Raw genomic sequence first — 20,780 nt, 5'->3', positions numbered from 1 at the left:
TCAGGCGCTGCAGACCGTGCAGGCGGGATGTTGCGGTTTGTCGATGATGGTCGTTTGCAGGGTCGCGAAATCGATGGTGACCAGCTTCCCCGCCGAGCTCATGGGCCAGCCGACCAGATGACGGACGATGTCCGCCGACATCATGCCGCCCACGGTCATGGCGCAATGGCTGAAGGCCGAGGTCGCGGGGATCAGGTCATGCTGTTCGCGATACTGACGGGTGGCATGGTGATCGGGGTTGTGTTCCTGGGACCATTTTTCGTCACAGCGAAAACAGCCGGACTGCCCGGGAAATTTGGTCCAGAGCATGCCCATGCCGGCCGAGACGCTGTTGAAGACCGCTGGTACGCCTCTGGCAAAGCAGGCATCGCTGATCCAGCGATCAGCGGCGATCACCGGCCGATCGATGGCGGCGACCAGGATGTCGGGCTTGAACTCGTCGATCAGCCGAGTGACGGCCTCGGTGCCGGTCAGGCGCTCGAAGACGGTATTTACCCTGACGTCCGGGTTGATGGCGCTCAGTCGGGCCTTGAGCCCATCGACTTTTTTCAGGCCGATATCCTGGACCGTGAACAGCTGGCGGTTGAGGTTCCCCAATTCGATTTCGTCGAAATCCACCAGGGTGATGGTCCCGCAGCCGGCCATTGTCAGGGCGGTCGCCGTGCAACTGCCCAAGCCTCCGCAGCCGAGCATCAGGACATGCCCCTCGAGCAGGCGGGTCTGTAGCTCGGCCGGTGTCCGGCCGTCCCGGGCCAAGGCCGCAAAGCCATTGAGGTTGCGAGAGTAGCGGTCGGTCTGGTCGGGCCGCAGCTGCTGGGGCTGGAAGAACGAACGGTCCTGGAGCAGATTCTGTACCCGCAGGTCCTCGACCAGCGCCAAGAGGTCATCGTACTGAGCCGGGTGGCCCTGGGTATCCAGTTGCTGGGCAATCCAGGCCAGGTCGTTCTGACCGTTCATCAAGTGAAGGGCGATGTACTTCCAGCCATCCGGATCGTCGAGGATCAGGCTTGCGTCACCCTGTCGGGTACCTCGATGCATGGCCACGCGATGGGCATGAATGGGGACGGCCACTACGGTCGCTTGCAGTTGCGGCAGATTCATCGAGCGAGCTCCTTGAGGGTAATGACGGGAAGCAGGATGCCTTTGCGGCCTACATTCATGACCGGGTCGAAACTGGCGCGTGCCTGGAAGCCGGCGAAGCGTCCGCCGTATACGTAGGTATCCACCCCTGACCACATCGACTCGGTCACGCCGAGTTCTGGATGAACGGCAGAAAGCGTCCGGCCCTGGATGTACTGCTGAACCACGAAGCTGTGTGGCCCTTCCAGTGCGCTGCAGATCCCTTGCTCCCATTGCTCCTGTGTCGCGAAAGGCCCTACCAGCAGACCTTCGCCGCGGGTCGCGTTTGAGGGCTTCAACACCAGGTGTGGGCGATGCCGCCTGACATAGCTGATCAGGTCGATCGGCTGTCCCTGGGGGTTGCTGCTCTTGCCGGCAGCCAGCAGACGGGTCCAGGGAATGTGCGTGCGGCACAGCTCCCGATCTTCCTCGGGCAGCAGCGCCAACATCTTGGGATCGCTCAACAGGGCCATGATGGCCTTGTCTGCAAGGGGCCATTGGCTGATCAACGGATTGAGGAACGTCACCTCTGCGTTCGACGCCGCTTCGAGATACTCACTGACCAGCGGTTCGTCGATAAGGTCGCGCAAGTCGAGTTTGTTGTAGGTCATGTCGATGACGCGCCCCTGGGGGTCGACCAGGTGGCCGTCGCGCCGCTTGAGGTCGGCCGCATCGACTTCCTCGGTGGGCACGCCGAGGCGATTCAGGCCGGCAACCATCTGGGTCACTTCGTTTTTGAAGCGCCCTTTGAAGGTCACGATGGCCGCTCGCCGGGCCGGTTGTCCGGTGCGCTGAAAGTGGGCGCTCAGGAGCTCCTTGAGGAACAGGTCCGGGTCGCTCACGAAGGGTTGGAAATCGACGCTGTGGCCGATGCCCGCCAGCAGGGGATTGTCGATCTCGGCCCAGAGGCGGCCGGCCAGTCCGTTCTGGATCACGCCGCCGGGGCAGTCGGTATTGGTCTCCAGGATCTGGTAGATGCCCTCGCTGTCGAATAACCCGTCGAGTCTGAAAATACGTACCAGCGGCGAATGCGCCGGCAGGTTGAAGGTCAGGTGTTCGCTGTTCTTGTAGGCAGGAAACAGCGCGCGCACCTGTTCGTTCTCGACGTAGATTCTCGCGGCGTGATCGAACACCCGGGCGAAGCCCTCGCCGAGGGTCTGCAATTGCGCGACCGTCTCGTTGGACAGGATCAGGGGACGGATGGAGACGGGGTAGCTTTTACCTTCGAAATTCAGCCCTTCGCTGGACAGCGAATCGCAAAAACGTTTTTGCGCCGCGATCAGTCGTTTGCGCGCATCCGCTGTCAGGTGGGCGAGGGATTGCTCGATGAGGCGATCGTCCGCCTCGAAAAGGCTGGTGTTGGGCGTGCAGGCTAAGGCGTTATTGTTCATATGGATTTCCTCGGGCTTGGACGGTTATTTTTTTGCAGCGCTACTCAGGGCGCGGGCCAACTGGGCGAGCCCTTTGTCGAGGGACTGTGGGTCGATGGTGAGCGGAGGGAGCAGTTTGATGACGTTGTCCTGCGCGCCGCAGGTTTCGACGATCAGCCCGCCGGCATAGGCCTGGGCACTGACCCGCTGGGTGGTGGGGGCATCGGGCAGCTCGATTCCCCAGATCATTCCCAGTCCGCGGACGGCCTTGATCAGCTGGGGCCAGGTCTCTTGCCAGTGTGCAAGGGTGTCGGCGATCTGTTTCGAGCGCTGGCCCAGGGCGTCCATGAAGTCGCGGTCCTGCCAGTAGCGCAGGGCCTGGGCGGCGGCGATGAATGCCAGGTTGTTGCCACGGAAGGTGCCGTTGTGTTCTCCCGGTTGCCAGAGATCCAGCTCGGGCTTGATCAATACCAGGGACATGGGCAAGCCATAGCCGGAAATGGACTTGGCCAGGCATACGAGGTCGGGCTGGATACCCGCCCTCTCGAAGCTGAAGAAAGTCCCGGTTCTCCCGCATCCGGCCTGGATGTCATCGACGATCAGCAGGATGCCGTGGCGGCTGGCCAGTTGGGCGAGACCTCGCAGCCATTGGGGGCTGGCAACGTTCACGCCGCCTTCGGCTTGCACCGATTCGACGATGAACGCGGCCGGCAGGTCGATCCCCGATCCGGGTGTGGTCAACATGTTTTCCAGCACGCTCAGGCTGTCCACCTGCTGGCCGAGAAATCCTTCGTAGGGCATCCGTGTGATGTCCGGCAAGGAGACACCGGCCGCGGCACGCTTGGCGCTTCGGGCCGATGCGGCGAGGGCTCCCAGGGACATGCCGTGAAAGGCATTGCTGAAGGCGACGATGTTGGTTCTGCCGGTGACTTTACGGGCGAGTTTCATCGCTGCTTCGATAGCATTGGCGCCGGTCGGGCCGGTGAATTGAAGGCGGTAGTTCAGTGCTCTGGGGGCCAGGATGACCCGGTTGAATGCCTCGATGAAGGTTTTCTTGGCGCTGGTGTGCAAGTCCAGAGAATGGGTAATACCGTCGCTTCGCAAGTACTCCAGTAATGCCTCCTTGATCATTGGATTGTTATGTCCATAGTTCAATGAACCCGCCCCGGACAGAAAGTCGATGTACGAAGTGCCATTGATATCGGTCAATATCGAATTGCGGGCGGTGGCGAAAATGGCTGGAAACTTTCGACAGTAACTTCTGACTGCGGACTCGTGATTGAAAAATGTATCGGCGGGGTCTTCACTGATCAGTGAGACCGCTTCAGCAATAAAGTTATTCACGTCAATATCCTTCCAATGGAATTAACTTCACTTGAATCCAGATAGTGAGATTGAATGGGGTGAACTACGGCATGCGGATGCTGGTTTCAGAGTTCTTCGCGAATAACAATCTTCCCCTGGCTGGCCAATAGCGGAGAGTTTTCGCAGGCAATATAGGAGACTGTTTGCTGATGGTCGCTGACATGGTAGTGCCCGGCCCAGGCGGGCACATAGATAGCGTCGCCGGCTTCCCAGTGAAGAACTTTCTCTTCAATGTAAGTGGCGCCACTTCCGCTTAGAACATAAATGACGGTTTCGTAGTTATGTCTGTGCAGGCGGGTTTGTGCGCTGGGAGCGAGTTGTTCCAGGCTCATGCGCATTGTTTGCACCGGCAAATCCACGACACTGCTTTTCTGGCTCGAATTTGATGTGGCCCGTGGCGCACCACGCTCGCCCTCGACTGCAACATGCAGCAAGCGGCGCGGCAGCTGGATAGGAACAGTGGTCACGGCATTCAGCCAGGTGAGTTTGTCCGGCTGTGCGGGCTGCTCATCATGAGCGTGCGCGGGCTCCTGGCCGACCTTCTGCCAGATGGCATCGAACATTGCGCAGCGCTTGAGAATGATCTGACGCCCGACGTCCTTGGCCAGGAGTCTTGCTCCAGGTGAGCACTGGACCAGTTGTTCCAGGATGCCCAGCATCGTGATCGCGTGGTCCTCATCCTCTTCGATGTGCACCCGGAAGAATTCCAGGCCTTCCTCGCTGACATTCAGGCGCTCCAGGGCCTGCAGGACGGGCCTGTAGATCAGCGGCACTATCGCTTCGGCCCCCATGCACAGGGCCGCCAGGCCCTCGATGGAGTTTTCGGAGCGACAGAACTCCATGACGGTCTGAGTGAAGTCCTGGGTTTGCGGCAAGGCCTTTTCGGCCATGGCATGGGTTCCGGCGGCGCGCAGGGTTCTCTGGAACAGCTCTGCATGAGTCACTTTGCCCACGCCGTCGATTCCCATTTCCTCCTGCATGTTTTCCATCAGGTGCTTGATGTCATCCAGGCTCTCAAGCCGGTTGATGATGGCGCAGAGAAAACGGGTGAAGTTGCGAGAGTAGTGATGATGTTGTACCAGGAAAAAGCGCATGCCTTTTAAGGAGATATTCCCCTCTTGCATGGCCAGAAGCAGCGGATGGTTAACCAACTGATTCAGCGAGTCGCTATCCAGCCATGTATCCCATATGGATCCGCCAGTAAGGTCCTCAATAATATCGGCTGCGAGTTCACGGGGTACGGCACTTTCCAATTTCACTATCGATCTCCCTATAGAAGTAATAGTTTCAGGGATGAGTAAACCCACCACGCCGGATAAAGCACTATATGCCGATTTCAAAAGGGCATGAGTCGTGCTGTTTATCGCTGTTGGATATATTGCCAAAGAATCGCGTCATGACCACGGCGGGATTATTTAGTGAATAAATAATCTTGTCAGGGGGGCGAAAATAGATAAGGCAGTTCAGGGGTTAACGCTCATCGACGAATCCTTTCTTATTAGTGTAAAGAACCGCTATTCATCATTTCCATGATGTGCGGATTATGAATAGCTTCGACTATTTAGGGTGTCAAGAGAAATTGGATCCAGGGCTCGGGTAGGAATGATCTGAACTGATATTAAGATGATTCCACTGCTTCGAGGGTAGGCAAATTTGATGACTGTAATCATTAACTTGGCGACGCATGAGGCATTTTTTTCGCGCGTCACAGCCACGAGGTATTTCGTCGGATCACCTGTGCCGAGGGGGATTTTCGCCGTCTTTTTTTATTGCATGTTGGCAGGCATCTTCCGTGCCTGAGGTGAAAGGCAACTCAGGCCCGGGGGGATTGTTACGTCTACGGTGATAATCGCCAGAGCGCGAGTTCGCTGGAAGATAACCCCAAAAGGCCGCACAGCGAGTGAACACTGTGCGGCCCTAGAGTGGCGCAGGTGGTTAAGCCTAACGTTGCCAGCCCTGGTGCAGGCGGCCCGACAGAATCAGCGGTTGCCCGCCAGAAACTCATCGGTGGACACCACGCTGGCGTAGGCAAACCCCAGGGACGACATGAACGCGGCGTGCACCTGGGCCGCCGGCACCACCACGCCGTTGAATTCGAGGTCGCGGGTGGCGCAGGCGTCATGGATCACCGTGACGTCGTACCCCAGGTCGGCGGCGGCGCGGGTGACGCCATCGATGCACATGTGGCTCATGCTGCCGACCACCACCAGTTGCTCGATACCCTGCTGGTCGAGAATGGCTTCGAGCTCGGTTTCGCGGAACGAGTTGACGAAGTGCTTGAGCACTACTGGCTCGTCGGCGCGGTTGCTGACCTTGGCGTGCAGTTGCGCGCCGCTGGAGCCGGGGGTGAAGAACGGCGCGCTGTCGGAGGTGAATTCGTGGCGGATGTGCACCACCTGCCGGCCGCTGTCACGGAAGGCCTGGATCAGCCGCGCGGCGTTGTCAGCGGCGGCTTCGACCCCGACCAGGGGCCACTTGCCGTTGGGGAAGTAGTCGTTCTGGATATCGACTAGGATGAGCGCTTGCTTGGCCATGGGTGTTTCCTCTGAAGTAGTGGTTGGCTGTGGAGTCCAGTATTGGCTCCGGCAGGCCGGTCGAGGATTGGCCGCACCGACAATAGCAGGGGGAAAACTGACAATGGGTATGGAAAGCGCAGTCGCCGAGCTGGGCGTGCTGATCTATCCCGGTGCACAGATGGCCGCGGTGCATGGCCTGACCGACCTGTTCGGGGTCGCCAACCGCATCGCCGCCGAACAGCGCAGCGCACAGTTGCCGCTGCTGCGCATCAGCCACTGGCAGGCACAGGCCGACCAGGCGCCCATACGGGTATACGACAGTCACCCTGGGGCTGAGGGTCCATTGCTGGCGGTGTTGATCCCACCCTCGGTGGCCGGCTTCTCCCAGGCGCAGGCAACGCTGGCGCTGACCCAATGGCTGCGCCAGCAACATGCCAAGGGCGCGACCCTGGGCGGGGTCTGTGTCGGCTCGATCCTGCTGGCCGAAAGTGGCCTGCTCGACGGCCGCAGCGCCACCACTCACTGGACCTCGGCGAAGCAGTTCGCCGAGCGCTACCCGAACATCCGCCTGAACGCCGACAAGCCGATCGTCGATGATGGCGACCTGATCACCACCGCCGGCCTGATGGCCTGGTCCGAGCTCGGGTTGCGCATGGTCGACCGCCTGCTGGGCCCGAGCATCGCCAGCGGCACCGCGCGTTTCCTGGTGATCGAACACAGCGACAGCGCCAGCCAGTGCGGCAGCAACTTCGCGCCTATCCTCGGCCACGGCGACGGGGCGATCCTCAGGGTGCAGCACTGGTTGCAGGCCAATGGCGCGGTGGACGTTTCCCTCGCCGTCATGGCGCAACAGGCCGGGCTGGAGGAACGCACCTTCCTGCGGCGCTTTCGGGCCGCCACCGGGCTCAAGCCCACCGAATATTGCCAGCACCTGCGGGTGGGCAAGGCACGGGAAATGCTCGAGTTCACCAACGGCACCATCGACCATATCGCCTGGACGGTCGGTTACCAGGACCCGGGGGCGTTCCGCGCCACCTTCAAGAAGATCACCGGGCTTGCACCTAGCGAATATCGCGCGCGTTTCGGCGTGACGCCGCCGACACCGCTGGCGCGGGCAGAGCAGGGCTGACCCCGCGGGTCGTGCAAGGTAAAACAGGCAGCTGTGCCACAGGCCGCTTATCCATGGGGGCATTGGCCCTTCCATGGCCTTGGCGTGCCCATGCCCTGAGCGATCCCTTGTCGCAGCAGGCCTACACCTCGATCCTGGTGGACGGGATCACGGAAATGCTGGTGGGAGAGCGGTTGAGCATCATCCAGTCGTGCCGAGTGTGGGCAAAGGGGCGAACGCTGGCGCGTTCATCGCGAGCAAGCTCGCTCCTACAAAGGTCTGCGTTCCCCATGCAAGAGCGAGCTTGCTGGCGATGGTGTCAGCTGCCTTTGCGCGGCTTCTTCACGCGTAATGCCTTGGCCTTGGCTTCCACCAGCAGGTACATCAGCAACGCGATCAGCAGCGGCAGGATGAAGTAGATCGCCCGGTAGGCGATCAACCCGGCGAGCAGGCTGCCGCGGGACACCTGATGTTGCAGCAGGGCGATAAACACCGCCTCCAGCACCCCGAGCCCCGCCGGAATATGGGTGATGACCCCGGCGATGCTGCTGATCAGCAACACCCCGAGCACCACTGGGTAATCGAGCTTGCTGGGCAGCAGGGTAAAGATCACCGCGGCCATCAGTGACCAGTTGAGTGCGCCCAGGGCCAGTTGCAACAGGGCCATGGGCAGCGAGGGCAGGTCGATCTCGACCCCGCGTATCGACCACTCGCGGCGTCGGGAAAACCGGCAGGCCGCCAGGTAAGCCACGCCCAGTACCAGCAGCAGGACGCCCACGCCTTGCAAGGCGTCGTTGCTGAGTTGCCAGCCGGGCGGCAGCTTCATCAGGCCGCTGGCGAACACCACGCCGGCCAGGGCCATGTAGCCGAACCAGTTGGTGGCCAGGCTCAGGCCGAGGATCTTGGCGATGTTGCCGGCGCTCACCCCGAGCCTGGAGTACAGCCGGTAGCGCATGGCGATCCCGCCGACCCAGGCGCTGAGGTTGAGGTTGAAGGCGTAGCTGATGAACCCCACCGGCAGGATCTGCCGCCAGCCGAGGTTCTGCCGGATGTAGGTGCGACCGATCAGGTCGAAGCAGGCGTAGACCAGGAAGCTGGCCAGGGTCAGGCCCGCGGCGATGACCAGGGTGCGCACCTTGAAGTCGGCCAGGGTGCCGAGCACTTCGCTCCAGTCGATGCGCCGGGCCAGTAGGGTGAACATCAGGATCAGCAGCAGGAAGAAGGCGACGGTCAGCGGTTTCTTCAGGCGTTGCCAGCGCGACCGGGAGTGCGAGGCAGCGGGCGTCGAACCATGGGCGTCAGTGCGGCTCATGACGCGAATCCTGCCCGGTGTCGGCCTGGCCGAAGGGTTTCAATTGCGGCTTGTGCGCGGGCAGCCAGCCGGCCCAGGCCGGGAAATGACGCAGGACGTGGAACACCAGGAAACCCACGGTCAGGCGCCACAAGCGGCCACGCTCGGAGCCCTTGGCCGGCATGGCCTGGCAGTGCTCGCGGCTGAGCCGGTCGAGGCGCTCGAACAGGTCGCGATTGAACGCGCGGTCGCGAATCAGCACATTGGCTTCCAGGTTCAGCGACAGGCTCAGCGGGTCGAGATTGCTCGAGCCCACGGTGCTCCAGTCGTCGTCCACCAGCGCCACCTTGCCGTGCAGCGGCCGCTCGCAATATTCGTAGATGGTCACGCCATCCTTGATCAGGTAGTCGTAGAGCATGCGTGCCGCCAGCCTGGCCACCAGCATGTCCGGCTCGCCTTGCAGGATCAGCCGCACCTCGACACCACGGCGCGCGGCGTTGCGGATCTCGCGCAGCAGCCGATAGCCGGGGAAGAAGTAGGCATTGGCGATCACCACCCGCTGCCGGGCCCCGCGCAGCACCAGGCGGTAGACCTCTTCGATATCGCTGCGGTGCTGGCGGTTGTCGCGATAGACCAGGCGTACCTGGCCGTCATGGTCGCTCAGGGCCAGTTCCGCGCGGCGCTGCCGGCGGCGTTGCCACCAGTAGCGGGCGCGGGCCGGGCGGTCGCCTTGCAGCAGGGCGAAATGGTGGATATCCACCACCGCCGGGCCCTGGATCTCTACCGAGTAATCCTGTTTGGCCTGGGGGCCGAAATCGGCCAGGTGATCGGCGGAGAAGTTGATCCCGCCGACAAAGGCGATGGCGCCGTCGACCACCACTATCTTGCGATGCAGGCGGCGGAACCAGTTGGTGCGCACCCCGAAAATCGGCTGCGCCGGGTCGAATATCTGCAAGCGCACCCCGGCGTTGCTCATGGCGGCAAGGAACTCGGTGCTCAATTCGCCGCACCCGAAGCCGTCCAGGCTGACGGTGACCCGCACCCCGCGTTGTGCGGCCTCGATCAGGATACGGTGCAGCTCATGGCCGACCTTGTCCTCGAAGAGGATGAAGGTCTCCAGCAGGATCTCGTTCTGCGCCTGGCGCAGGACTTCGAACACCCGGGGGAAATAGGCCTCGCCATTTTCCAGCAGCACCACCCGGTTGTTGCTGTGCCAGCCGTATTCGAGGTCCGTCCGTGGCGGTTCGTGGGCCAGCCCGGCATCGGGCAGGCTGTCCACCGTGGTTTTTTCCAGGGGCATGTCGTTCATAGCTCGACCTCGACCGACAGCGGCGCGTGATCGGAGAGATGGGACCAGGGATGGGTGTCCAGTACCTGGGGGCGGTGGGTTTTCAGGTGACGCACGTAGATCCGGTCCAGCCGCAGCAGGGGCAGGCGCGCGGGGAAGCTGCGCGCCGGTTTGCCGTGCTGGCTGACAAAGGCCTCCCGCAAGCCGCTGGGCGCGAGCTGGGCATCGGCACGCAGCCGCCAGTCGTTGAAGTCGCCGGCGACGATCAAGGGCGCATCGGCGGGCAGCTCGGCGATCAGTTGCAGCAGCAGGTCCAGCTGTTGCTGGCGATGGCTTTCGCGCAACCCCAGGTGCACGCAGATGGCATGCACTTCCAGGGCATCGCCGGGCAGGCGCAGCACGCAATGCAGCAGGCCGCGGCTCTCGTGCCCGGACAGGGAGATGTCGAGGTTGTCGTAGCGAATGATCTGGAATTTCGACAGCAGCGCATTGCCGTGGTCGCCCTCCGGGTACACCGCGTTGCGCCCATAGGCGAACTGCGGCCAGATGCTGTCGGCGAGGAACTCGTATTGCGGCATGCTCGGCCAGTTGTTGTAGCGCTGCGGATGCTGGTCGTGGGCGCCGTGAACCTCCTGCAGGAACACCACATCGGCCTCCACGCTGCGCACCGCTTCGCGCAGTTCGGGGAGGATGAAGCGCCGGTTCAGGGCGGTGAAACCCTTGTGGGTATTGACCGTCAGCACGGTGAAGCGGCACACGCTGGCCAAGCCGATCGCGGGTGGGACCGGGCTGTTGGCCGACTCGTCACGGCTCATGGCAGCACCCCTGGCGCAGCGGGCTCGCCGGGCGCCGTCACCAGCCTCTTGTCGAGCCCGAAGCGTTGCAGCAAGCGACGGGCGTCGAAGGGCGCGCGGACCTTGAGGTCATTGTCGAAATAGCAGAACACCTCCCGGCTCTTGCGCGTCCTGGGAATGTACCGGGCGTCGATCAGCCGGGCATCGGCGGGTTGCTTGCCGCTGTGCCAGGCCTCGATCCGGTCGTCCCAGCGCTTCAGGGCCTGGGGCGTATAGCCGCTGGCGTACAGCTCCTTGTCGCCATGCAGCCGCAGATAGACGAAATCACCGGTCAGGTCCTCGCAACAGGGCCACTTGCCGGCGGTGTCGGCCACCACCAGCGCCACACCGTGCTGGCGCAGCAGGTGGGTGAATTCGGGCACGGCAAAGCTCTCATGACGGATTTCCACGGCATGGCGCATGGCTCTTTTGCCATAGGCCTTGGTGCTGGCCTGGCCGTTCAGGCGGGGTTCGTGCTGGCGGGCGAGGGCGGCGGCCTGTTCGGTATCGGCGGGCAATTGCTGGAGAAAGGCGCCGAACAGCTCGGCGTCGAACTGAAAGCTCGGCGGAAACTGCCAGAGGATCGGGCCGAGCTTGCTCTTGAGCTCCAGCACCCCCGAGGCGAAGAAGTTGGCGATCGGCTGGTACACATCCCGCAGCCGCAGGATATGGGTGATGTAGCGCGGCGCCTTGACGCTGAACACGAAGTCCCTGGGGGTATCGGCATACCAGTCGGCATAACGGTCGGGGGTCTGCAGCGCGTAGAACGAACCGTTGATTTCGATGCTGTTGACTGCGCGCGAAGCGAATTGCAGCTCGCGCTTGTGCGTCAGCCCTTCGGGGTAGAAGTCTCCACGCCAGGGCTTGTAGCGCCAGCCGGAGATACCGATATGAATCGCCGCCATGTCCGCTCCCGTCTCAGGGGCTTCGAACCGCCTCTGTCTTTTGATGACTGCCCGGCTGACGGGAAAGTTTCGACGCTCCTACAGTGGCGTCACTATCGTCCTTGACTGAGCGGCACTAGCCGGTCAGGGCTGGGTTTTTCCGGTTGGTCGCCGGTGTCAGGCTCAGTGCCCGACCACCATCCGGCTCGACCCCTCGGCCGGCTCGGCGTATACCGGGCCGAGGCGATCCAGGCGCCCGCTCCAGGCGGTCAGGGCCAGGGCGCCCAGCACCACCAGGCCACCTATCCAGGCGGTGTGGATCAGCCCCAGGTGGGCGACGATCAGGCCGCCGCCCCAGGCGCCGCCGGCGATGCCGAGGTTGAAGGCCGCGATGTTCAGGCCCGAGGCCACGTCCACCGCTTGCGGAGTGTGGTGTTCGGCCTGGCGTACCACGTAGACCTGCAGGCCCGGTACGTTGCCGAAGGCCACGGCGCCCCACACCAGCACGGTGGCCAGTGCCAGCCAAGGGTTGCCGGCGGTGAAGGTGAGCAGCAACAGCACGCCGGTCAGCAGGGCGAAGATGAGCTTCAAGGCGCTGATCGGGCCGCGCTTGTCCGCCAGCTTGCCGCCCCAGATGTTGCCCACGGCGACCGAGATGCCGTAGACCAGCAGCACCAGGCTGACGGTGCTGGCGCTGAAGCCGGAAATGTCCTGGAGAATCGGCGCGAGGAAGGTGAAGGCGATGAACGAGCCGCCGTAGCCCACCGCGGTCATGGCGTACACCAGCAGCAGGCGTGGTTGTTTCAGCACTTGCAGTTGTTGCAGCAAGGACGCCGGTTTGCTGTGGGCGATGTTTTTCGGCACGTAGATCAGGCTGCCGATAAAGGCGATCACACCCAGGGCGGATACCGCGAGGAAGGTTTCGCGCCAGCCGAAATGCTGGCCGATAAAGGTCCCCAGCGGCACGCCGGTGACCAGGGCCACGGTCAGCCCGGTGAACATGATGGCAATCGCGCTGGCGGCTTTTTCCTTGGGCACCAGGCTGGTGGCGATGGTCGAGCCGATGGAGAAGAACACGCCGTGGGCCAGGCCGGTGACGATGCGCGCCAGGACCAGGGATTCATAGCTGGGCGCTTGCCAGGCCAGCAGGTTGCCGAGGGTGAACAGCACCATCAGCGACAGCAGCAACAGTTTGCGCGGGACCTTGCCGGTCAACGCGGTGAGCACCGGCGCGCCGACGGCGACACCCAGGGCGTAGAGGCTGACCAACAGCCCGGCGGACGGCAGGCTGACGCCGAGATCGGCGCCGATGGTGGGTAACAGGCCAACGATGACGAACTCGGTCGTCCCGATGGCGAAGGCGCTGAGGGTCAGCGCGAGCAAGGCAATGGGCATGGCTGCAACTCCGGTGGATTCGATAATGGAGCGCAGTGTCCGGATTCGACTCGTGCGGAAAAATAGCGGTTTCGGTATTTGATATTTGACCTGCAAGCAAATATCGAATGACCAAGCTTCTGTAGGAGCGAAGCTTGCTCGCGATAGGGGCAACGCGATGTACCAGCCAGATCCCGCCCTGGCGTCAGTGACGAATCAACCGAGTCCGCAACTCAAGACCGGCCTGCGGCTCAAGCTCCAGCCAGAAATGCTGCTTGCCGGCGATCTCGGCGGCCGCGGGCAGGCCGTCGCGGTACACCAGCCGGTTGCCGGCCAGGGCCGGGACCTTCTGCCCGGGCAGCAGGGTACCGGCGAGGTTCAGCGGGTCGACGCCACACACCGCGATCAGGCTGCCATCCAGTGGGCGTCGGCGAACCTCGCGCAACAGGGCGATGGCTTCGGGCAGGGCGAATTGCTCGCCGGCCAGGCCGCTGACAAAACGCCCGCCGCGAATTTCGCCGCGGGCCTCCAGCCGATGGAAGGTGCGCAACAGTTCACGCCAGCTCGGCAGCCAGTCGGCCTCGCGCTCCAGCAGGCGCCAGAACACCACGCCATAACGCCGCAACAGGGTCATGGCGATGTGTTCCAGGGTGGCCGCTGGGATTGCCTGCCCATGGCTGCCGAGGCCCTCCAGCGCCTGCGACGGGCGCCGTAGCAGGGCCCAGCGCCCCGCATCGTCCATGCCGCCGACCAGGGCTCCGCGCCCGCGCCGGCTGCTGCGGGCCTGGCGCTTGCTGGCCGGGGTGATCAAGGCGCGCAGGCCGGCAAAACTGTCGGCATTCACCAGCCCGGCGGCCACCAGTTCCTGCAGGGCGATCTCCAGCTCGGTACGCAGTACATGGGCTTCATGCTGCAACTCGTCGAAAAACAAGGCGCCGTGCTGGCTCAGGGCTTCATGGACCTTCTGCGCCTTGGGCGACAGCTCGCTGCTGTCGGGCTGCGCGCCCAACCCGCTCCACAGCGCGACCTGGCTGCGGGGCAGCAACACGATCGGCGTGTTGCGCAGGGTCGCACCGGCGGCTTTGTGCGGCGCGCTGAGCCGGCTCCAGACCACCTTGCCGTTGCGGCACAGCTCATCCAGCCAGGTGGCGGAGTAATCCTTGATCCGCGCCGGCAGCAGGTCGCTGTCCCAGGCGCCGGCTGCGGCGGCATAGCCCTCGAACTGGGTGAGCGTCTGCGCCAGCATGGCGCTGCCCTGGCCCTGGGTGGCGCTGGACAGGTGCTGCCAGTCGAACAGGAAACGCATCAAGTCCTGCAGCGACACCGGTTCGATCTCCCGGCGCAGGCGCTTGACGGTGTAGCGATGAATCCGCGCCAGCAAATGCCGTTCGCACCACTCCTCCCGGGCCTCGCCGGGGCTGAAGCGGCCGCGCAGCACATAACCTTCGCTTTCCAGTTGCGCCAGGGCCTGGGCGACCTCGCTGGCGCTCAGGCCCAGGGGCGTGGCGATGCTTTCCAGCGGCAAGGGGCCGAAGCCACTGAGCCGGGCGCGAATCACCTCGACCAGCGCATCATCGCGCTGCCATTGTTCATCGAAGCCGGGCGGAGCCTCCAGGAGCGGTTGCAGCGGCGCCTGTGGATAAATCGCCCGCAGGCAGCCCAGGCGCTCGACGGCCAGCCACAGGGCCTGCCCGCTGCCGATCTGCAACCGGCTGGCGCGGCCGTTGTCCGCCAGGGCTTGCAGCCAGCCGGCCCACCGCGGGTTGGCCTGGGCCTCGGGTTCGCCGATGCAGGCCAGGCTCATCAGGGCTTCATGCATTTCATCCGGGTTGCCGGGGGCGGGCCAGGCTTCCTCGCGCACCGACTGGATGGCCTCGGCATCCAGGGCGCCAAGGTCGTCGCTGGATTCGGGATCGCTCCAGCGGCGGCTGAGCACGGCCTGGGTCCGGCGCTCTTCCAGAGGCGCATCGTCGAGGAAGGTGTAAGGCTTGGCGCTGAGGATTTCCGCGGCCAGGGGCGAGGGCGCCGGCAGGTCGCGGCTGATCAGGCGCAGTTCGCCGCGTTCCATGCGCCGCAACAGCGCCAGCCAGCCCTCGCTGTCCATGGCGTCGTGCAGACAGTCGTCCAGGGTCTGTTCCACCAGCGGGTGATCGGGAATCTGCCGTTCGCCGGCGAGGTTTTCCAGGCAGGCGATCTGGTCGGGAAACACGCTGGCGATCAGGTCTTCGCTTTTCATCCGCTGGATCTGCGGCGCCACCTTGCGCCCGCCGACAAAGCGCGGCAGCGCCAGGGCCACCCCGGCATTCCAGCGCCAGCGCACGCCGAACAGCGGCGCATCCAGCACGGCCTGGACCAGGATGTGTTCGGCGCTGTTGCTGTGCAGGTAACGCCAGACTTCGTCGAGCTCGAAACTGTGGCTGGTGGACAGCGACAGCACGATGGCGTCTTCGCTGGCGGCGGCCTGCAATTCGAAGTTGAAGGTGCGGCAGAAGCGCTTGCGCAGCGCCAGGCCCCAGGCACGATTGATCCGGCTGCCGAATGGCGTGTGGATGATCAGTTGGGTGCCGCCGGACTCATCGAAAAAGCGCTCCATGATCAGCGTGCCTTGGGACGGCAGCGCGCCCAGGCTCTGGCGGGCGCGGGCCAGGTAGTCGACCAGTTGTCCGGCGCTGGCGGCGTCCAGGCCCAGGCTGTCGCCCAGCCAGTCGAGGGCCGGCTGCAAGTGGCCGGGGGTGGCGCCGAGCAGTTCGTCGAGCCGGGCCAGCAGGCGCGCCACGGCAAACGACAGTTCGGCGCTGCGCCCGGGGGCTTCGCCGAGCCAGAACGGAATGGTCGGCGGCTGGCCATGGGCGTCCTCGACCCGCACCCGGCCGGTTTCTACCCGCAGAATGCGGTACGAAGTGTTACCCAGCTGAAACACATCGCCGGCGATGCTTTCCACCGCGAAGTCTTCGTTGACGCTGCCGATATTCAGCGCCTGGGGCTCCAGCAACACGGCGTAGTCGGCGTTGTCGGGGATGGTGCCGCCGCTGGTCACCGCCGTCAGCTGGCTGCCCCGGCGGCCGCGTAGGCTGCGGTTGACGGCATCGCGATGGAGGTAGGCGCTGCGAATGCCCTGGCGACCGTTGTAGCCCTCGGCGAGCATGCGCAGCAGCGCCTGGAAATGTCTTTCGTCGAGGTCGCTGTAGGGCGAGGCGCGGCGGATCATTTCCAGCAGCGGCTGCTCCTGCCATTCCTGGTTGCTGACTTCGGCGACGATCTGCTGCGCCAGCACATCCAGCGACGCCCTGGGGATCTGCAGGGTGTCGAGTTCGCCGCGGCGCACGCAGTCGAGCAGGGCGGCGCATTCGATCAGGTCGTCGCGGGTCAGGGCGAACAGCCGGCCCTTGGGCGTGCCGCCGACCTGGTGCCCGGAGCGCCCGACCCTTTGCAGGAACGCCGAGATCGAGCGCGGCGAGCCGATCTGGCACACCAGGTCGACATCGCCGATATCGATGCCCAGCTCCAGCGAGGCGGTGGCGATCAGCACCTGCAAATCGCCGCGCTTGAGGCGCTGTTCGGCGTCCAGGCGAAACTCCTTGGCCAGGCTGCCGTGGTGGGCGGCCACTGCGTCCTTGCCCAGGCGCTCGCTCAGGTGGCGGCTCAGGCGTTCCGCCAGGCGCCGGGTGTTGACGAACACCAGGGTGGTGCGATGTTCCCGCGCCAGCTCGGCGATACGTTGGTAGACCAGCTCCCAGACGTCGTTGGCCATGACCGCCGATAGCGGCACGGGCGGCACTTCGATGGCCAGGTCCCGGGGCCGGGCGTGGCCGATGTCGACGATCTCGCAGGGGCGTTCATGGCCCACCAGAAAGCGCGATACCGCTTCGATGGGCTTCTGCGTGGCCGACAGGCCAATGCGCGTCAGCGGCTCGCCGCACAGCGCTTGCAGGCGCTCCAGGCTCAACGCCAGGTGGCTGCCGCGCTTGCTGGCGGCGATGGCGTGGATCTCGTCGACTATCACCGTGCGGGTGCTGGCGAGCATCTGCCGGCCAGAGCCCGAGCCCAGCAGCACATACAGCGATTCGGGGGTGGTCACCAGGATATGCGGCGCGCTCTTGCGCATGGCGCTGCGGTCTTTTTGCGGGGTGTCGCCGGTGCGCACCGCGGTGCTGATGCGCAATTGCGGCAGGCCCATGCGTTCGAGCTGTTGGGTAATCCCGGCCAGCGGGTCCTGCAGGTTGATCTGGATATCGTTGCTCAGGGCCTTGAGCGGCGAGACGTACACCACCAGGGTCTGATCCGGCAGCGTGCCACCGTTTTCCAGGCCACGATGCACCAGCTCGTCGATCACCGCGAGGAAGGCGGTCAGGGTCTTGCCCGAGCCGGTGGGTGCGGCGATCAGGGTCGAGCGGCGCTGGCGGATCAGCGGCCAGGCCCGGGCCTGGGCGGCGGTCGCCGCGGGGAAGCAGCTGTTGAACCAGGCGCTGACCGCGGGGTGGAAACCCGGCAGGGCGTTGGCGGGGATCTGGGGAAGGTTCATGCACAACGTTATGCGACCGCCGGGGCGAAGTTGCAAGTCTGCCTTGTGGCGGTCCAGGCACCGCATACCCTGTAGCCGCTGGCGCAGCCTGCGCTCGACTGCGTAGCGGTCGCCAAACCAGCGAATGCGATTTTCCAGACAGATCGCTGGCTCAGGGTTTGCGGCAACTGCGTTGCCGATCGCAGCCTCGCGGGCTCGGCAGCGGCTACAGGGGCGGTAAGACTTGCCGCGCTGCACTTTCTCAGTGACGGTTGCGCCGGAAACCCGCAAAATGCAAGGATTCTGAGCAATATTCATGGCCAAACCCGCGGGTCTGGCCGATTCAAACCATCGTTCCGAACAGATTGGGCCTGCTGACTCTATGCGAATGCGCCTTATGTTACTGGGCGGCGGAAATGCCCTTGGGCAGGCGCTGATTCGCCTCGGTGCAGAGGAAGACATCGGTTTCCTCGCCCCCCGTCCGCCGCAAGACGGCTGGGATGCCGCGAGCCTGACGCAACTGCTCGACGACACCCGTCCGGATGCCTTGATCAACCTTGCGTACTACTTCGACTGGTTCCAGGCGGAGAGTGTCCCCGAGGCCCGTCTGGCCGGCCAGGAGCGGGCGGTCGAGCGGCTTTCCGAGCTGTGCCAGCATCACAACATCATTCTTCTGCAGCCTTCCAGCTACCGCGTGTTCGACGGTTCGCGGGCCACCGCCTACAGCGAAAAAGACGAACCGGTGCCGCTGGGCCTGCGTGGCCAGGCCTTGTGGCGGATCGAGCAGAATGTGCGCGCCACCTGCCCGCAGCATGTGCTGCTGCGTTTCGGCTGGCTGCTGGACGATAGCGCCGACGGCACCCTGGGGCGGTTCCTGGCGCGTGCCGAGCAACCTGAAGAACTGCTGCTGGCCGACGACCGCCGGGGCAACCCGACGCCGGTGGACGATGCCGCCCGGGTGATCATCTCCGTGCTCAAGCAACTCGATTGCGCCGCGCCGCTGTGGGGCACTTACCACTACGCCGGCCATGAGGCGACCACGCCGCTGGCGCTGGGCCAGGCGATCCTCACCGAGGCCCGCAGCCTGCATCCGCTGGCCATCGAAGCACCGACCGCCCAGGCCCACGCCGCACGGCCGGACGCCGCCGAAGAACCGCAGCACGCGGTGCTGGCCTGCAAAAAAATTCTGCACACTTTCGGGATCAAGCCACGCGCCTGGCGCGCGGCACTCCCGGCTCTACTGGATAGGTTTTATCGTCATGGCTGATGGCCCAATTCTGATCACCGGCGGTGCCGGTTTCATCGGTTCGCACCTGACCGACGCTTTGCTCGCCAAGGGCTACTCGGTGCGGATCCTCGACGATCTGTCCACTGGTAAACCAGGCAACCTGCCGCTGGACAACCCGCGGGTCGAACTGATCGAAGGCGACGTCGCCGATGCGGCCCTGGTGGCACGGGCCATGAGCGGTTGCCGTGCGGTGGCGCACCTGGCGGCGGTCGCTTCGGTACAGGCTTCGGTGGACGACCCGGTGCGCACCCACCAGAGCAATTTCATCGGCACCCTCAACGTCTGCGAGGCCATGCGCCAGGCCGGCGTCAAGCGCGTGCTGTTCGCTTCCAGCGCGGCGGTCTATGGCAACAACGGCGAGGGCGAGTCGATCGACGAAGACACCCCCAAGGCGCCACTGACGCCCTATGCGTCGGACAAGCTGGCCAGCGAGTACTACCTGGATTTCTATCGCCGCCAGCATGGCCTGGAGCCGGCGATCTTCCGCTTCTTCAACATCTTCGGGCCGCGCCAGGATCCGTCCTCGCCGTACTCCGGGGTCATCAGCATCTTTTGCGAGCGCGCGCAGAAAGGCCTGCCGATCAGCGTATTCGGCGATGGCGAGCAGACCCGCGATTTCATGTATGTCGAAGACCTGGTGGACGTGCTGGTGCAGTCCCTGGAAATGCCGCAGCTGGAAGTCGGCGCGGTGAATATCGGCCTGAACCAGGCCACCACCCTCAAGCAATTGCTCGAGGCCCTGGGCGAGGTGGTGGGGCAGCTGCCGCCGATCAGCTACGGCCCGGCGCGTTCGGGGGACATTCGCCATTCGCGGGCGAACAACCAGCGCCTGTTGCAGCGTTTCAAGTTCCCCGAGCCGACGCCGATGAGCGTCGGGCTGGCACGTTTGCTGGGCCTCTGAGCTTTCCCCCAGCGATGAAAAAAGGCGCCTTTGCAGGCGCCTTTTTTGTCTGGCCGATTTAGAACTTGTAGCCCAGGCCGACCATGTAGACCCATGGATCGACGTCCACGTCGACCTTGGCCCGGGTGCCGCCGGCGACCGCGTTGTTGTCCACGTAGGCGGTGGTGTCGATGTCAACGTAGCGCACCTGGGCGTTGATCATCACGTTGTCGGTCAGCATGTAGTCGGCACCGACCTGCCAGGCCAGGCCCCAGGAGTTCTTCGCCCGGAAGTTGTCGAAACCGGCGGCGCTGGCGCGGCTGCCGACGTGCTCGTCATAGATCCAAGTGTAGTTGATACCGGCACCCACGTAAGGCTGGAAGGCAGCCTTATGGTCGAACGGGTAGTAGACCAGGCTCAGGGTCGGCGGCAGGTGCTTGAGGGTACCGAGCTTGCCGTTGGCGGCGTCCAGCGCGGTGCCCTTGAGCTTCACGTCATGCTCGAACGGGGTGGCCGCGAGCAGTTCGATACCGAGGTTGTTGGTCAGCATGTAGGCGAAGTTCAGGCCCAACTGAGTGTCGCTGCTCATGGTCGCCTTGCCGCCGAGGTTGGTGCCGGCCAACGGGCCACGGTCGACCTTGACGTCGCCGCTGTCGGCTTTCGGATTGACGGTGATGGCACCGGCGCGAACGATGATGTCGCCCGCGTCGTGGGCGTGGGCAATCGGGGCGGCGAGCGCGAGCGCGAACAGGGAGGCGCTGAGCAGGGACTTGTGCATGGGAACTCCAAAGGACGATTCAGGTTGGCTAGGTCCAATGGTAAGGATCGTCAAGGAGCAGGCTTTGACTCAGCTCAATGAAAGCCGGATCAGCGCGGGAGCGAGGCGCTCGGGGGCGCTCCGGGCGCTTTGGAATCGATCGCGAGCAAGCTCGCTCCTACATGAACAATGCGGTTCCCTGTAGG

General features: G+C 64.0%; 15 protein-coding genes and 1 pseudogene. 4 read left to right on the top strand and 12 right to left on the bottom strand.

Annotated features, from left to right (window positions below; translation table 11 throughout):
• The 5 genes from ACTJKT_RS27240 to ACTJKT_RS27220 form a co-directional block, all read right to left on the bottom strand.
• A complete protein-coding gene (locus tag ACTJKT_RS27240; protein ID WP_440789318.1) occupies positions 1–1,101 on the bottom strand; it encodes a ThiF family adenylyltransferase in 1,101 nt (366 codons plus the stop codon).
• On the bottom strand, positions 1,098–2,510 hold the full coding sequence (locus ACTJKT_RS27235; protein ID WP_440789316.1) for a hypothetical protein: 1,413 nt from the start codon (positions 2,508–2,510) through the stop codon (positions 1,098–1,100). Before ACTJKT_RS27235 ends, ACTJKT_RS27240 begins: the two co-directional genes overlap by 4 nt.
• Before the next feature lie 24 nt (positions 2,511–2,534).
• Positions 2,535–3,833: a diaminobutyrate--2-oxoglutarate transaminase gene (gene ectB, locus ACTJKT_RS27230; RefSeq protein ID WP_440789314.1), complete on the bottom strand. Its 1,299-nt coding sequence runs from the start codon at positions 3,831–3,833 to the stop codon at positions 2,535–2,537.
• Positions 3,834–3,919: 86 nt separating this feature from the next.
• Positions 3,920–5,113: an iron-containing redox enzyme family protein gene (locus tag ACTJKT_RS27225; RefSeq protein ID WP_440789312.1), complete on the bottom strand. Its 1,194-nt coding sequence runs from the start codon at positions 5,111–5,113 to the stop codon at positions 3,920–3,922.
• Between the two features lie 720 nt (positions 5,114–5,833).
• A complete protein-coding gene (locus ACTJKT_RS27220) occupies positions 5,834–6,388 on the bottom strand; it encodes a cysteine hydrolase family protein (RefSeq protein ID WP_440789310.1) in 555 nt (184 codons plus the stop codon).
• A 103-nt stretch (positions 6,389–6,491) separates the two neighbouring features.
• Here ACTJKT_RS27220 and ACTJKT_RS27215 point away from each other — a divergent pair, with 103 nt between their 5' ends.
• Both ACTJKT_RS27215 and ACTJKT_RS27210 read left to right on the top strand, forming a co-directional pair.
• Positions 6,492–7,499 (top strand): GlxA family transcriptional regulator, encoded by a 1,008-nt coding sequence (locus tag ACTJKT_RS27215; RefSeq protein WP_440789308.1) that lies wholly within the window; start codon positions 6,492–6,494, stop codon positions 7,497–7,499.
• Between the two features lie 89 nt (positions 7,500–7,588).
• A pseudogene (locus ACTJKT_RS27210) lies at positions 7,589–7,681 on the top strand (alpha/beta hydrolase); the annotation flags it as partial.
• A 116-nt stretch (positions 7,682–7,797) separates the two neighbouring features.
• Here ACTJKT_RS27210 and ACTJKT_RS27205 read toward each other — a convergent pair.
• From ACTJKT_RS27205 to ACTJKT_RS27180, 6 genes are all read right to left on the bottom strand, one after another.
• Positions 7,798–8,790, bottom strand: coding sequence for a lysylphosphatidylglycerol synthase domain-containing protein (locus tag ACTJKT_RS27205; RefSeq protein WP_440789306.1), 993 nt, complete (start codon positions 8,788–8,790; stop codon positions 7,798–7,800).
• Complete coding sequence (gene clsB / locus ACTJKT_RS27200) at positions 8,777–10,078, bottom strand: cardiolipin synthase ClsB (protein ID WP_440789304.1); 1,302 nt, start codon at positions 10,076–10,078, stop codon at positions 8,777–8,779. The genes ACTJKT_RS27205 and clsB overlap by 14 nt, the downstream gene beginning before the upstream one ends.
• Entirely contained in the window at positions 10,075–10,872 is a 798-nt protein-coding gene (locus tag ACTJKT_RS27195; RefSeq protein WP_440789302.1) for an endonuclease/exonuclease/phosphatase family protein, read from the bottom strand. Before ACTJKT_RS27195 ends, clsB begins: the two co-directional genes overlap by 4 nt.
• Positions 10,869–11,795: a DUF72 domain-containing protein gene (locus ACTJKT_RS27190; protein WP_440789300.1), complete on the bottom strand. Its 927-nt coding sequence runs from the start codon at positions 11,793–11,795 to the stop codon at positions 10,869–10,871. The genes ACTJKT_RS27195 and ACTJKT_RS27190 overlap by 4 nt, the downstream gene beginning before the upstream one ends.
• 162 nt (positions 11,796–11,957) lie before the next feature.
• Positions 11,958–13,169, bottom strand: coding sequence for an MFS transporter (locus ACTJKT_RS27185; RefSeq protein WP_440789299.1), 1,212 nt, complete (start codon positions 13,167–13,169; stop codon positions 11,958–11,960).
• A gap of 184 nt (positions 13,170–13,353) precedes the next feature.
• A complete protein-coding gene (locus tag ACTJKT_RS27180) occupies positions 13,354–17,670 on the bottom strand; it encodes a DEAD/DEAH box helicase (protein ID WP_440789297.1) in 4,317 nt (1,438 codons plus the stop codon).
• Positions 17,671–18,031: 361 nt separating this feature from the next.
• On the opposite strand from ACTJKT_RS27180, the gene ACTJKT_RS27175 reads away from it, so the two are divergent.
• Together ACTJKT_RS27175 and ACTJKT_RS27170 are read left to right on the top strand one after the other, a co-directional pair.
• The gene (locus tag ACTJKT_RS27175; protein WP_036998133.1) at positions 18,032–18,916 is read left to right on the top strand and encodes a sugar nucleotide-binding protein; all 885 of its coding nucleotides are present in this window, start codon (positions 18,032–18,034) and stop codon (positions 18,914–18,916) included.
• Positions 18,909–19,838, top strand: coding sequence for an NAD-dependent epimerase/dehydratase family protein (locus ACTJKT_RS27170; RefSeq protein WP_440789295.1), 930 nt, complete (start codon positions 18,909–18,911; stop codon positions 19,836–19,838). The genes ACTJKT_RS27175 and ACTJKT_RS27170 overlap by 8 nt, the downstream gene beginning before the upstream one ends.
• 58 nt (positions 19,839–19,896) lie before the next feature.
• Here ACTJKT_RS27170 and ACTJKT_RS27165 read toward each other — a convergent pair whose 3' ends face one another.
• The gene (locus tag ACTJKT_RS27165; RefSeq protein ID WP_440789293.1) at positions 19,897–20,595 is read right to left on the bottom strand and encodes an OmpW/AlkL family protein; all 699 of its coding nucleotides are present in this window, start codon (positions 20,593–20,595) and stop codon (positions 19,897–19,899) included.
• Positions 20,596–20,780: the final 185 nt, after the last annotated feature.

This window comes from Pseudomonas sp. 22526, assembly GCF_052044735.1.
Classification (GTDB): Bacteria; Pseudomonadota; Gammaproteobacteria; order Pseudomonadales; family Pseudomonadaceae; genus Aquipseudomonas; species Aquipseudomonas piscium.
Note: the sequence above shows the minus strand (reverse complement) of the source record. Positions and strands in the feature narration are given on the sequence as shown.

Bases quoted from the DNA above. Each gene is read 5' to 3' on its own strand.
- ACTJKT_RS27240 (WP_440789318.1), bottom strand. From the start codon at position 1,101: ATGAATCTGCCGCAACTGCAAGCGACCGTAGTGGCCGTCCCCATTCAT.
- ACTJKT_RS27235 (WP_440789316.1), bottom strand. From the start codon at position 2,510: ATGAACAATAACGCCTTAGCCTGCACGCCCAACACCAGCCTTTTCGAG.
- ACTJKT_RS27220 (WP_440789310.1), bottom strand. From the start codon at position 6,388: ATGGCCAAGCAAGCGCTCATCCTAGTCGATATCCAGAACGACTACTTC.
- ACTJKT_RS27215 (WP_440789308.1), top strand. From the start codon at position 6,492: ATGGGTATGGAAAGCGCAGTCGCCGAGCTGGGCGTGCTGATCTATCCC.
- ACTJKT_RS27205 (WP_440789306.1), bottom strand. From the start codon at position 8,790: ATGAGCCGCACTGACGCCCATGGTTCGACGCCCGCTGCCTCGCACTCC.
- clsB (WP_440789304.1), bottom strand. From the start codon at position 10,078: ATGAACGACATGCCCCTGGAAAAAACCACGGTGGACAGCCTGCCCGAT.
- ACTJKT_RS27195 (WP_440789302.1), bottom strand. From the start codon at position 10,872: ATGAGCCGTGACGAGTCGGCCAACAGCCCGGTCCCACCCGCGATCGGC.
- ACTJKT_RS27190 (WP_440789300.1), bottom strand. From the start codon at position 11,795: ATGGCGGCGATTCATATCGGTATCTCCGGCTGGCGCTACAAGCCCTGG.
- ACTJKT_RS27185 (WP_440789299.1), bottom strand. From the start codon at position 13,169: ATGCCCATTGCCTTGCTCGCGCTGACCCTCAGCGCCTTCGCCATCGGG.
- ACTJKT_RS27180 (WP_440789297.1), bottom strand. From the start codon at position 17,670: ATGAACCTTCCCCAGATCCCCGCCAACGCCCTGCCGGGTTTCCACCCC.
- ACTJKT_RS27175 (WP_036998133.1), top strand. From the start codon at position 18,032: ATGCGAATGCGCCTTATGTTACTGGGCGGCGGAAATGCCCTTGGGCAG.
- ACTJKT_RS27170 (WP_440789295.1), top strand. From the start codon at position 18,909: ATGGCTGATGGCCCAATTCTGATCACCGGCGGTGCCGGTTTCATCGGT.
- ACTJKT_RS27165 (WP_440789293.1), bottom strand. From the start codon at position 20,595: ATGCACAAGTCCCTGCTCAGCGCCTCCCTGTTCGCGCTCGCGCTCGCC.